12 protein-coding genes are annotated in these 12,904 nt (G+C 67.8%); all 12 read right to left on the minus strand.

Features of this window, described 5'->3' with window-relative positions:
* Window positions 1–464 precede the first annotated feature (464 nt).
* Window positions 465–839: a copper-binding protein gene (locus HX774_RS15965; protein ID WP_178828388.1), complete on the minus strand. Its 375-nt coding sequence runs from the start codon at window positions 837–839 to the stop codon at window positions 465–467.
* Window positions 836–3,985, minus strand: coding sequence for an efflux RND transporter permease subunit (locus HX774_RS15970; protein ID WP_178828390.1), 3,150 nt, complete (start codon window positions 3,983–3,985; stop codon window positions 836–838). Before HX774_RS15970 ends, HX774_RS15965 begins: the two co-directional genes overlap by 4 nt.
* Window positions 3,982–5,268, minus strand: coding sequence for an efflux RND transporter periplasmic adaptor subunit (locus tag HX774_RS15975; protein ID WP_178828392.1), 1,287 nt, complete (start codon window positions 5,266–5,268; stop codon window positions 3,982–3,984). Before HX774_RS15975 ends, HX774_RS15970 begins: the two co-directional genes overlap by 4 nt.
* Window positions 5,265–6,521, minus strand: coding sequence for a TolC family protein (locus HX774_RS15980; RefSeq protein WP_178828394.1), 1,257 nt, complete (start codon window positions 6,519–6,521; stop codon window positions 5,265–5,267). Before HX774_RS15980 ends, HX774_RS15975 begins: the two co-directional genes overlap by 4 nt.
* A 118-nt stretch (window positions 6,522–6,639) precedes the next feature.
* Complete coding sequence (locus HX774_RS15985) at window positions 6,640–7,005, minus strand: hypothetical protein (protein WP_178828396.1); 366 nt, start codon at window positions 7,003–7,005, stop codon at window positions 6,640–6,642.
* 107 nt (window positions 7,006–7,112) lie between these two features.
* A complete protein-coding gene (locus tag HX774_RS15990) occupies window positions 7,113–7,508 on the minus strand; it encodes a copper resistance protein CopC (protein WP_178828398.1) in 396 nt (131 codons plus the stop codon).
* Between the two features lie 25 nt (window positions 7,509–7,533).
* A complete protein-coding gene (locus tag HX774_RS15995; protein ID WP_207826217.1) occupies window positions 7,534–7,911 on the minus strand; it encodes a hypothetical protein in 378 nt (125 codons plus the stop codon).
* Window positions 7,912–7,924: 13 nt separating this feature from the next.
* Window positions 7,925–9,145, minus strand: coding sequence for a copper resistance protein B (locus tag HX774_RS16000; RefSeq protein WP_178828430.1), 1,221 nt, complete (start codon window positions 9,143–9,145; stop codon window positions 7,925–7,927).
* A gap of 299 nt (window positions 9,146–9,444) precedes the next feature.
* A complete protein-coding gene (locus HX774_RS16005) occupies window positions 9,445–11,277 on the minus strand; it encodes a copper resistance system multicopper oxidase (protein ID WP_178828402.1) in 1,833 nt (610 codons plus the stop codon).
* Window positions 11,278–11,416: 139 nt separating this feature from the next.
* Window positions 11,417–11,974 (minus strand): RNA polymerase sigma factor, encoded by a 558-nt coding sequence (locus HX774_RS16010; protein WP_003169544.1) that lies wholly within the window; start codon window positions 11,972–11,974, stop codon window positions 11,417–11,419.
* 5 nt (window positions 11,975–11,979) lie between these two features.
* Entirely contained in the window at window positions 11,980–12,420 is a 441-nt protein-coding gene (locus tag HX774_RS16015) for a periplasmic heavy metal sensor (RefSeq protein ID WP_178828404.1), read from the minus strand.
* A complete protein-coding gene (locus tag HX774_RS16020; RefSeq protein ID WP_003169542.1) occupies window positions 12,420–12,689 on the minus strand; it encodes a hypothetical protein in 270 nt (89 codons plus the stop codon). Before HX774_RS16020 ends, HX774_RS16015 begins: the two co-directional genes overlap by 1 nt.
* Window positions 12,690–12,904: the final 215 nt, after the last annotated feature.

The raw sequence follows: 12,904 nt of genomic DNA on the forward strand, positions 1-12,904 counted from the left end.
GCGCGAGCGACCTGCGTGTTTCGAAGCCGAGTGTCCGATACAGTAGGGGAAGGTGAAAACGACGTGCGATCGTGTCGTCACGAGTAGGTCCAGCATCATTGCTCCCTGCCTATGGGCTCGTTTCGTGACGCCGAAACTCAAGCTCCTTTCGCAACTATGTGGTTCCGCGAAAAGGCCGCGCGCCCCCAGAGGGCGCGCGGCGAGTTTTCAGCCTTTTCGGCGCCTGTTCGGCGCCTCGCGCGGCATGGAGGCGCCCGGCTACGCCCCCGAACCTACGGCGTCATGCGCTTCGGCAGCGGCGCCCCCGCCCCTTTCATGACCTTCGAAGGCGCGAACCCGGTTCGTCGCTAACAAGGCAAAGGCCCCGCCGATTGTGCGGCGGAGCCTCTCTTTATGCCTGGTCGGGACGCAGAACGGCCTCGACATCGGCCTGCGCCGATCCCCGCCTCGTCGGGATGATCGGCCTATTCGGGCCGGATCGCGGTCACTTCGGATTCGCGACCGCGCACGGTCACGTCGAACTGGACGCGCTCGCCGACCTTGGCCTTCTCCATCACGGCCGGGGCCGCCTTGAAGCTCATGGTCATGGCGGGCCAGTCGACGCCCGGGATCGGACCGTGATCGATCGTGACCGAGCCCGTCGTCGCATCGACCTTGGTGATCACGCCCGTTCCGACGCCCGACTTGACGGTTTCGGCCGGCGCCATGGGCGTGGCGGCCATGTCGCCGGCGGTCGCCGGAGCGGCGGCCGGCGCCTCGACCGGCGCGGGTTCCGTTTTCTGGTTGCAGGCTGCGAGGCTGACGGCCAGGCCGGCCGAGAGAATGAGGGCGTGTTTCATTTGGGTTCTCCAGGGTTGAACGTGGGGGATGGAAGCTTTCGACGGCGAAGCAGGAGGTATCCGGCCGGGATCACCAGCATGGACAGCAGGGGCGCGGTCAGCATGCCGCCGATGACCGGCGCGGCGATGCGGCTCATGATTTCCGATCCGGCGCCGTGACCGATCAGGATCGGCAACAGGCCGGCGATGATGACGGCGACCGTCATGGCCTTGGGTCTCACCCGAAGCAAGGCTCCCTCCCGGACCGCCGCCTCCACCTGATTGCGATCGGGGCTCGGCCCCCGATCCCTCAGCGCCTGCTTGAGGTAGATCAGCATGACCACGCCGAACTCGGCAGAAAGGCCGGCCAGGGCGATGAAGCCGACGCCGGTCGCCACCGACTGGTGATAGCCCAGCAGGTAGAGCATCCAGATTCCGCCGGTCAGGGCGAAGGGCAAGGAGGCCATGATCAGCAGCGCCTCGTCGAAACGACCGAAGGTCAGATACAGCAGGATGAAGATGATCACGAGCGTGGCAGGGGCCACGATCTTGAGGCGGTTCGCCGCCCGCTCCAGATATTCGTACTGTCCCGAATAGGCGATTGTGACACCCGGGTTCAGACGCACGTCCCGGGCCACAGCTCTTTTCAGATCGGCGACGACGGAGGCCAGGTCGCGCCCCCGCACATCGACATAGACCCAGGTCGAGGGGCGGCCGTTCTCGGACTTCAGCATGGGCGGTCCGTCGGCGATCTCGAGTTTCGCCACTGTGCCCAGGGTGATCTGCTGGCCTGACGGCGTCAGGATCGGCAGCGCTCTCAGTTGCTCGAGATCGTCGCGCAGTTCGCGCGGGTAGCGCACATTGATCGGATAGCGGGCCAGGCCTTCGACCGTCTGGCCGATCGTCTCGCCGCCGATGGCGCCGGACACGATCGACTGAACGTCGGCGATGTTCAGCCCGTATCGGCCCGCCGCCTGCCGATCGATGTCGACATCGACATAGCGCCCGCCGGTCAGACGCTCGGCCAGGGCCGAAGTCACCCCCGGCACGGTCTGGGCGACCTTCGCCACCTCGCCGCCGATATGGTCGATCTCGGCAAGGTCGGCCCCGGAGACCTTGACCCCGATCGGGCTCTTGATCCCGGTCGCCAGCATGTCGATGCGGTTGCGGATCGGAGACACCCAGAGATTGGCCAGGCCCGGCGCCCGCACGACGCGGTCCAGCTCCTCGACCAGTTTCTCCGGCGTCATGCCCGGCCGCCACTGATCGCGCGGCTTGAACTGGATCGTGGTCTCGAACATCTCCAGCGGCGCAGCATCAGTCGCCGTCTCGGCCCGCCCCGCCTTGCCGAACACGGTCGCGACCTCGGGCACGGAACGGATCATCCGGTCCGTCTGCTGCAAAAGTTCGGCGGCCTTGGCGGTCGACAGGCCCGGCAGGGCCGAGGGCATATACAGCAGGTCGCCCTCGTCCATGGGGGGCATGAACTCCCCGCCCAGCTGGCTCAGGGGCCAGGCGGTGGTGGCGAAGGCCAGGGCCGCGATGGCCAGGGTGGTCCTCGGCCGCTTCAGAACCCAGTCCAGCGGATGACGATAGGCGCGCGTCAGTCCGCGATTGATCGGATTGCTCTGCTCGGCGGGTATTCGCCCCCGGATCAGATAGCCCATCAGCACGGGAACCAGGGTGATCGACAGAATGGCGGCCGCCGCCATGGCGTAGCTCTTGGTGAAGGCCAGCGGCGCGAACAGCCGCCCCTCCTGCGCCTGCAGCGTAAAGACCGGCACGAAGGACAGGGTGATGATCACGAGGCTGAGGAACAGCGCCGGGCCGACCTCGGCCGCCGCCTCGGTGATGACGGTCCAGCGCGTCTCTCCGGCCAGCTTCTCGCCAGGATGATCCTGCTCCCATCGTTCGATATGTTTGTGGGCGTTCTCGATCATGACGATCGCCCCATCGACCATGGCCCCGATGGCGATGGCGATCCCGCCCAGCGACATGATGTTGGCGTTCACCCCCTGGGCATGCATCAGCAGAAAGGCCGCCAGCACCCCCAGCGGCAGGGTCAGGATGGCGACGAGCGCTGAACGCGCGTGCCACAGGAACAGGCCGCAGACGAGCGCGACGATGATGAACTCCTCGATCAGCTTGTGGCTGAGGTTGGAAACGGCGCGGTCGATCAGTTGCGACCGGTCGTAGGTCGTGACGACCTCCACGCCCGGAGGCAGGCCGGCCTTCAGGGTGTGGAGCTTGTCGCGCACGGCCTTGATGGTCGCCCGCGCGTTCTCGCCCGAGCGCAGCACCACCACCCCGCCGGCCACCTCGCCCTCGCCGTTCAGTTCGGCGATGCTACGCCGCATCTCCGGGCCGATCTGGATGGTCGCCACGTCGCCCAAGGTCACGGGCGCGCCGCCGGCCGCGGTGCGGATCGGTATGGCGCGGAAGTCGTCCAGATTGGTCAGATAGCCGTTGGCCCGGACCATATATTCGGCCTCGGCCAACTCCAGCACCGAGCCGCCCGTCTCTCCATTGGCGCGCTGGACGGCCTCGACCGCCTGCTGGTGCATGACGCCGTAAGCGGCCAGTTTGATCGGGTCCAGGACGACCTGATACTGCCGCACCATGCCGCCGATGGCCGCGACCTCGGCCACCCCCGGCACGGTCTTGAGCTCATAGCGCAGGAACCAGTCCTGCAGGCTGCGAAGCTGCGCCAGGTCGTGACGCCCGCTCCGGTCGACCAGGGCGTATTCATAGATCCAGCCCACGCCCGTGGCGTCGGGGCCGAGCGCGGGGCGGGCGCTGTCGGGAAGTCTGGACTGGACCTGGCTGAGGTATTCCAGCACCCGCGACCGGGCCCAGTAAAGGTCGGTTCCGTCCTCGAACAAGACATAGACATAGCTGTCGCCGAAGAAGGAATAGCCGCGCACGGTCCTGGCGCCCGGCACCGACAGCATGGTGGTCGCCAGGGGATAGGTGACCTGGTTCTCGACGATCTGCGGAGCCTGGCCGGGGTAGCTGGTGCGGATGATGACCTGGACGTCCGACAGGTCCGGCAAGGCGTCGACCGAGGTGTTCCTGACCGCCCAGAGCCCCGCGACCAGCAGGGCCAGCGCCGCCATCAGGACGAAGACCCGCCCCTTGACCGAGGCTCTGATGACGCCCGCGATCATCGGCCCGGCTCCATCTTCGCCGTCCCATTTGCCGGGAGCGCGGCGCCGTCGATGGGCCGCGCCTCCACGCCCGACAGGCTGGCCTCGGAATCGATCAGGAACTGGCCGGAGGCGATGACCCGCTCTCCGACGCTCAGACCCGCCAGGATTTCCGTCTGGCCGCCGCCCTCTCGCCCGACCCGGACCTGGGCCGGCTGATAGCGCCCCTCGGGCAAGGCCAGCATGACAATGTCGCGCTGACCGGTGCGAATGACCGCCTCGGTCGGCACCAGAAGCGCAGGCGTGGTCGCCCCGCCGAAAACCACCCGGCCGAACATGCCCGGCCGCAGACGCCCGCCCCGGTTCGCCAATTCGATACGGCCCGTAAGGGTGCGGCTGTCGCCCGACACCTCCGGCAGCAGGGCGGTCAGGCGACCGGTGAAGCGTTCGGACGGGAAGGCCGACAGGGTCGCCTCCACGGACTGTCCGACCCGCAGCTGTCCGGCGAGGGCTTCGGGGATGGCGGCGTTGAGCCAGACGGTCGACAGGCCGCTGACCTCGGCCAGGGAGGCGCCTTGCGTCACGCTCATGCCGGGCCGGACCGCCAGGGTGCGGATCGCCCCTGCGACGGGGCTGGCGATGGTGATCGTGTCGCGCGGCCGCCCGCTGCGTTCGACCGAGGCGATCAGGCCGTCGGACATCCCCATCAGGACCAGCCGGCGCCGCGCGGCCTGGATCAGGGCGGCGTCGCCGGTGCGCCGCACCGCCAGATATTCCGTCTGCGCCCCGCCCCAACTGGGGACCAGCAGATCGACCAGGGGCGCGCCCGCAGCGACCACATCGCCGGGCGCGCGATCATAGACCCGCTGTACGAAGCCGTCGGCTCGCGACTGCACGATCGCCACATCCCGCTGATTGTAGTCGATCACGGCCGTGGCGTTCAGGTCGCCGCCCAGGGTTCCCATCCGCGCCGTCGCGAACCGAACCCCCAGGTTCTGGGTCAAGGCCGGATCGATACGCACGCCGCTGGACGCTGCGCCAGCCCCGCCCTCGTCGGCGTACTTGGCGACCAGGGGCATGTCCATGAAGGGCGACGGGCCCGGCTTGTCGAACTTTCGATCCGGATACATCGGGTCATAGTAGTAGAGGACCTTGCGGCCTCCTGCCTCGTCTGCGGCAGGAGCCCCCTCGCCGCCGGGGCCGCTGGATCGCTGACCGATCACCACGCCGGTCCCGACGCCGATCCCCACCAGCACCAGAGCGCCCAGGGCGACGCCGAGACGATTATAGCTGAACCCGCTCATCGGCCGCTCCCATAGGTCAGGGTGATTTCGGCGGCGTGGCGCATCACCGCCGCCTCCTTGTCCAGCGCGTCCAGCCGGGCGTTGGCCACGGCGGTGAAGGCCTGGACGATTTCGGAGATCCCGATCCGACCCGCGGCATAGGCGGCGGTCTCCAGGTCGGACTGTTGCATGACGGCCGGCAGGACGATGTCGCGCGCCCGGGTCCACTGATCGTGGTCCATGGCGTGTTGGGCCAGATCGCGCTGCAGGTCCGCCTCCAGTTGGCGGCGCGTCCCCTCACGTTCGGCGCTGACCCGCCGCGCGTCGGCGGACCGCGCTGCGATCAAAGGCTCCTGACGTTGTCGCTGAAACAGCGGCAGGCGCACGCTGGCGCCCACCGAGACCATGTCGCCGAACGCGGGGTCGCGGCGCTGATAGCTGGCCTCGACCGACCAGTCCGGACGCCGTCCGGCCCGGGCCAGGTCGAGTTCGGCCTTAGCCCGCCGGTCTTCGGCCTCGTAAGCCTTCAGCATGGGCAGGTCCTCGAGGCCCATGCGCAAGGCCGACGGGTCCGGCGCATCTGACGGCGGCGCGCCGTCCGTTGTGGGGGCCGGATCGCCGGTCCAGCGGGTCAATGCGGCGCGCGCGGCCTCCCTCTCGGCGACCAGCCGGCTGCGCCGATCGTCCAACGCCGCCTTCAACTGGATCGGCGCCAGGGCCATGGCCGGACGATCCGCCCCCGACGCCACCCCGGACGGCGCGGCGTCCCAAAGCGGTTGAAGCGTCGCCAGGACCTCGTCCACGGCGGCCAGCTTGCGACCCGAATAATAGAGATCGATCCAGGCCAGGCCCGCCGCGATCCGCACCTCGCGCAGCGCCGTGGCGTTGTCGGCCACCGCCACGCCGATGGCGGCCTCGGCCAGGCCGCGCTCGGCGCGACGGCGCGCCCGGCTGGGCAGCTCCTGCTCGACGCCGACCCGCAGGGCGGTGAAGTCGTCTTCACCGAACCGCCCGGCCATGGGCCCGGTCACGGGAAAGCCGTCCAGTCCGAATTTGAGGCTTGGATCGGGCAGCCGCCCGGCCGCGACCACGGCCGCACGGGCTGCATCGACGCCAAGGGCGCTGGCGCGCAGATCAGGCGCGTCCGACGCCGCGCGGGCCATGGCGGCCTCGAACGTCAGGGGCTCGGCCCGGGCCGCCGCAGCCCCTGACAGGCTGGCGGCGGCGAGCGCAAGCACGGTCGCCCTGGCCGCCGGTTTGAAACGGGGGAGCATGAAATCTTCCTTCGGAACAGCAGGCGTCGGCCGTGAACGGCGCGACGCAGGGGGCATGGCTTTCCATGGGCGTGACAGGACCCGCCGTGGGGCGCGGCCGATCAAACCAAGGGGCGGTTCAGCCCTGCTGTTGCGGAGGAGAAAATAGCGGCGCCGGCCCGGCCCCTTCCCGCGTGATGTTCAAATTCACGAAGGCGATCAATAGCGGCGCGACGGGGGGCGGGATCAGGACCAGTGGCGGCAAGGGCGCGGCTACGGCGGCGCAGCCCATCTTGGCGACGCACTCCGGCGTCATGTCCTTGCAGCAGTCGCCGGGATTTCCGGTCGTGTCGCCGGCCATGTCCATGGTCTCGGCGCAGTCCATCGCCTCCGCCCCGACCCCGGCGTTGTGAAACAGCTGGATCGGCATGGCATGAGCCGTCGACTGGCCGAAAAATCCGGCCAGGGCAAAGACGAGCAGAACTGTGCGGAGAAGGTTCCACATCACACGGTCAGGTTACACGCTTAGAGCATCAACAAGTCAAGATCGCTCTGGAAGCTCCAGTCGGCCGGGCCATGACGGGCCCGAACCGACCGGAGCGAGGGAAGTTTCTAGTGGACCATGAAGCGGGCGACCCCGCTCATAGCGTGGCCGTCGGCGCCCTCGGCCGACCAGGCCAGAACGTGATTGCCCTTTCCAAGCGCAGGCAGGGAGACTGTCGCCTTCGTGCCTGCCGCGGCCTGGACCGGAACGGCCGCCGGACGACCGCCGTCCGTCGCCAGCGTCAGGGACTTCAAGGTCATCGCATGGGGAAAGGTGATGCTGAAGGCCGTGGGCGCGCTCGAGGACATGGAGCCGTCGGCCGGCGAGGTCACCACGCCGGCTGAAGCAGGCGCAGCCATAACCATCGCGCCATGACCCGCGTGGGGATCGGCGGCCTGGGCGGAAGCGGCGCCGGCGGAAACCAGCATGGCGGCGGCGATCGCGAAGGGAATGAAGTTACGCATCTTGGTTGTCTTCCTTAGTTCGGGCTTAATTCGGAGAGTGGTCCATGCCGGACATGTCCGGCATGGACGACATATCGTGGCCCGGCATGTCATGGCCCGGCATGGGCGCAGATTGGGGCTTGGTTTGCGATGGGCTCACGTTCGGGGTCTGGGACGGACGTCCGCGCTCACGCGCAGGCGTAGCCTTGACGGGTTCGGCCGCCTTCTGAACGGCGGGCGTGGCCTGCCCCGTCGGTGCGGTCGCGGAGGCGACCTCCGTGGGGGCGACGGCCGGGACCGTTGGGGTCGCGGCCGGCCCGGCGACCGAAATCGCTTCCTTGGGTTGGGGCTGTTCGGCCGCTGGCTGACAGGCCGCCAATAGGCCTGTAGCCGCCAGCGCCGCGGCGATTTGAATCTTCATCATCTTCTCCAAAAAACTAGAACCAGGCCCTGATGCCGACCACCACTCGGGTGTCTTCGGCGCTTCGCCCTCGCGCTTCGGCGAAATCGCGCGTGTCGCCAAAGCTCCTGGTCCATTCGACCCCGACATAGGGCGCGAATTCGCGATGGATCTCATATCGCAGACGGGCGCCGACCTGCAGGGTGGACAGGCCTGACCCGATCCCCAGCTCCGGGATGTCCTCCGCAGAGAGGCTCACCTCGGCGCGAGGCTGAAGGATCAGCTTCTGGGTGATCCTCTGATCATATTCGGCCTCGGCGCGCGCCGTCAGTTCGCCCTTGTTGGACAGGAAGGCTGCGGCGTCGACCTCAAACCAGTAGGGCGCCAGGCCCTGGACCCCGACGACAAGGTCAGTCCGGTCGCCCTCGGGCCGATAGGTCTGCCGCAGACCGGTCTGGAAGTCGAAATAGGGGGTGAAGGCGCGGCTGTAGAGCGCCTGGAGCTCAGCCTCTTCGAGCTCTCCGCCGAACTCGCCCTCGCCTTCCGACTTCCACCAGAAGCGATGAATGTCCCCGCCGTACCAGCCCTGGGCGTCCCAGGCATAGCCCTCCTCGCCGTCGACGGACGTCGCCTCCAACTGGTCGATCATCACCGCGCCCACGCGAATGTCGCCGTTTTCAGCCAGCAGCACCCTGCGCGCCGCCGCCATGTCCCCGGCGCTGAAGATCTGGTCCGCCACATGGGGAGGGCCGTCCAGCGCGCCGGCTGGAGGCGGCGTCTGAGGCGGGCGTCCCGGATTGTCCGCGCCTGTCGGAACGTCCGGCGGCATGGCCATTCCGGCCATGCCGGCCATGTCATGTCCCGCATGAGGATCCGTCTGCCCCGCTGGAGCCGACGCCATGGGCATGGTCGACATGTCATGTCCCGCGTGAGGGTCCGTCTGCCCCGCTGGAGCAGGCGCCATCGGCATCATGGACATGTCATGTCCCGCCGTCGGCGGCGCAGGGTGGGCCTGCCCCATGGTCGACATGTCATGACCGGCGTGAGGCTCCGCCTGCCCCGCTGGAGCGGGCGCCATGGGCATGGTCGACATGTCATGTCCCGCCGTCGGCGGCGCGGGCTGGGCCTGTCCCATGGTCGACATGTCGTGACTGGCGTGGGGATCCGTCTGCCCCGCTGGAGCGGGCGCCATCGGCATCATGGACATGTCATGTCCCGCCGTCGCCGGCGCGGGCTGGGCCCGCCCCATAGTCGACATGTCGTGACCGGCGTGAGGATCCGCCTGCCCCGCTGGAGCGGGCGCCATTGGCATGGTCGACATGTCGTGGCCGGCGCCTGCGGCGCGGGCGGGTACGGTTCCCGGAGGGCAGGCCGAGACAGGAGACTGGCTCATCCCCGCGCGCCCCGTCGTCGTCGCTGCTGAACCCGTTGCGACGCATCCCTGCGTCGGAGGGGAAGCTTGGCGCGTCGGCGAGGTTGCGCCGTGTCCGGCATGGGTCTGCGCCAGGGCGGGCGTGGCCGCCAGGATCAGAGGAACCAGAGCAACGGAGACCCGGATCATGACGCCGCTCCTTCCATCGGACGAATGGTGACGACGTTGAACATGCCGGCGTGCATGTGCATCAGCAGATGGCAATGGAAGGCCCAGTCTCCCGGGTTGTCGGCCGTGAGGTCGAAACTGAGCTTGCCGCCGGGCGCCACATTGACGGTGTGCTTCAGGGGCTGGTGCCCGTCCGGCCCGCCCGTGACGAGCTCGAAGAAGTGCCCGTGCAGATGGATGGGGTGGGCCATCATGGTGTCGTTCACCAGGGTCACCCGTACACGTTCATTCCGTTCAAAACGGATCGGTTCGACGAGTTCGCTGAATTTTCGGCCGTCGAAGCCCCACATGAACCGCTCCATATTGCCGGTCAGGTGGATCTCCATGGAGCGGCTGGGCGCGCGTCGGTCCTTGTTGGGCGTCAGCGACACGAGGTCGGTATAGACCAGCACCCGGTGGTCGACCTTCTCCAGACCCTGCGGCCTTTCGCCGAGCCGGTTCGCCGGCATCGGCGATATGGTCTGGACTCCCACGCCCACCGCCATGTTGGGCGGCGCATTGGCGGGATCGCGCATGTTCATGGCGCCCATGGATCCGTGATCCATCGCGGCCATGGCCTCGCCAGCCGGGGCGGCGGCGCCGTGGTCCATCCCGGGCATGGCGCCGTGATCCATTCCGGTCATCGGCGCGGCGCCCATCCCCTCCATTCCGCCCATGCCGCCCATATCCATGCCGCCCATGTCCATACCCATGTCCTTCATGGTCAGGGTCGGCACCTCGCGCAGCGGCGGAACCTCGGCCGTCATGCCCAGGCGCGGCGCCAGGGTCGCGCGCCCCATGCCCGAACGGTCAATGGCCTCGGAGACGATGGTGTAGGCGCGGTCCTCAAGCGGGCGGACGATGACGTCATAGGTCTCGGCCACCGAGATCTGGAACTCGTCGGTCTCGACCGGGCGGACATTCTCGCCGTCGGCCTGGACCACGGTCATGGCCAGACCCGGGATACGGACGTTGAAGATCGACATGGCCGAGGCGTTGATGACGCGCAGGCGCACCCGCTCGCCGGGCCGGAACAGGCCGGTCCAATTCTCCTGCGGGCCGTGGCCGTTGATCAGATAGGTATAGGTCGTGCCGTTGACGTCGAGGACGTCGCGGGGGTCCATCCGCATGGCTCCCCACATCCGGCGCTCGGAGAGGCTCATGCCGTCCGATCCGTCCAGCAGACCCGCCAGGGTCGTCCGGTGGCGATTGAAATAGCCCGGGCTCTTCTTCAGCTTGGCCAGGATTTCATGCGGATGCATGAAGCTCCAGTCCGACAGGACCAGGACGTGTTCACGGTCATAGCCGACCGGATCGACGCCCGCCGGATCGATGACGATGGGACCGTAGTGGCCCAAGGCCTCCTGCAAACCCGAATGGCTGTGATACCAGAAGGTCCCTGACTGACGGACCGGAAACTCATAGACGAAGGTTTCGCGCGGCTTGATGCCGGGGAAGCTGACGCCCGGCACGCCATCCATCTGGAACGGCAAGAGGATGCCGTGCCAATGTATCGACGTCTCCTCGTCCAACTGGTTCGACACCGCAAGGCGAACATTCTGTCCCTCGCGCAGGCGAAGCAGCGGCGCCGGGAGCTGACCGTTTATCGTTGTCGCGGCGGCCGTCCGGCCGTTCACGGTGAACGGCGACTGTCCGACCGTAAGATCAATGCTGGCCCCCGTGAGCGTCGGGTAATCCGCGCGCAAGCCGGGAGAGCCCGTCTGGGCCCAGGCCGGTAAAAGGCCCTGCAAGCTCAATACGCCGCCGCCGACAACAGCGCCGCGCAGCAGGCTTCGACGATCCAGCGTCATGGCATAGTCCTCACGGCCGGTCCGTTCGGGAAGCGAACCGGGCTCTCTAAAAGGGATACGCACGCGGGACCTCCCTTCCCTCGGAAGCCTGATGCAGCAAAATCCGTGACGCCTCTTGGGTTCCGAAGGGATAGGCCTATCAGGTTTCGAGGCGCAGCAGCTGCGACAGCTTCTGGCGCGCCCGCGCCACCCGCATCTCGACCGCCTTGACCGACAGCCCGAGGATTTCGGCGGCTTCGCCATGGGACCGCTCCTCAATGGCCGTCAGCAACAGCGGCTCTTTCAGCTTCGGCGGCAATGTGGCGATTGCGGCATGCAGACGCTGCGCCTGCTCGGCGGCTTCATAGCGGTCCTCCGTGCCGGCCACCTCGTCCGCCACGGCCAGGGCCTCCGAGGACTGGAGATCGGCGCCGCCCATGAACAACCGGCGGATGTTGCGGCGACGGCTCCAGTCCCGGCATTTGTTGATGGCGATGGTCCGCAGCCAGGCCTCGAAGGATCGTTCCGGATCATAGCGGCGGATGGCCAGCCAGGCCGCGGCATAGGCTTCCTGCACCAGATCATAGGTTTCATCGGCGTCGCCGACGTAGCGGCGGACGAACCGATAGAGACCCGTCTTGGTTTCTCCCACGAGGGTTTCGAACGCCACGACGTCGCCGTGGGCCGCTTTCGTCTGCAGGGCTTGGCGGTCCGGCACGGATGCTATTGCGTGTCGGCGGTGAGCGCCTTGACAACGCTCCGGTCGAAGCGTTGAGCCTGAGCCTCGTTCATCACCGTCCGCATCTCGAAGATATGGGCGATGGTCGCCTGCTGCAGGGCCCCCATGGCGTCGTGGAAATGATCCACGGCCGGCTGGACCGTCCTGCTGTCGCCGTTGCTGACCCTGATGGCTTCGGCCAACTCGCGATTGGCCGCCTGGACGCGACCTTCCATCTGCACGCGCTGCCCGGCGAACCGGGTTTCGATCCCCTCGATCTTGGCCAGCTGCTGCGGCGACAGATCAAGATCCTCGTGGACGATCGCGTGCAGGGAGGGCGGGGCCTGCTTGTTGAGCACCCAGCTGGCGCCGGCCCATGCGCCCACGCCGCTCGCCGCCGCAGCCAGCGCGACCGTCACGGCGATGGATTTCCAGGCGATCGCCATCAACCCGCTTCCAGCCGCACCAGGGGCGATGTCGCCGCCACCGAGAAGATCGCCATCTCCGAGACGCTCGGCCGCGCGAATGTCGCCCCGAGACCGCCGTTGGCGACCCCGATCACCAGAGCCAGGGCCACTGCGGCCAGGCGAATCCGTTCGGTCGCCCGCTGGGCCTGGATCGCCTTCACGCGGCTCCAGACGTCCTCCTCGAGCCGATCGAGCGACACGCCGTCGCCGGGCGCGGAGCGCGCGAGCCAAATTCCGAGATCATCCATGATCGGTGCCTTTCGACGTTCTTACTGGGGATACGCATGACCCTGCGCTCATCCCTCACCTCGGGATCGAGCCGCTGCCTCACTGTGGCGCATTTTGAGGGGCGCAAGCCAGACCGTGCGTAGGAGAATTATAGCGGGTCTTCGCCGGGAGGGGCGAAAGCATGGTCATTGAAAGACTGGATACGGCCGTCATCGGCGGGTTCATGGCCGCCTCT

The organism is Brevundimonas sp. P7753, from assembly GCF_013386595.1.
Classification (GTDB): Bacteria; Pseudomonadota; Alphaproteobacteria; order Caulobacterales; family Caulobacteraceae; genus Brevundimonas; species Brevundimonas bullata.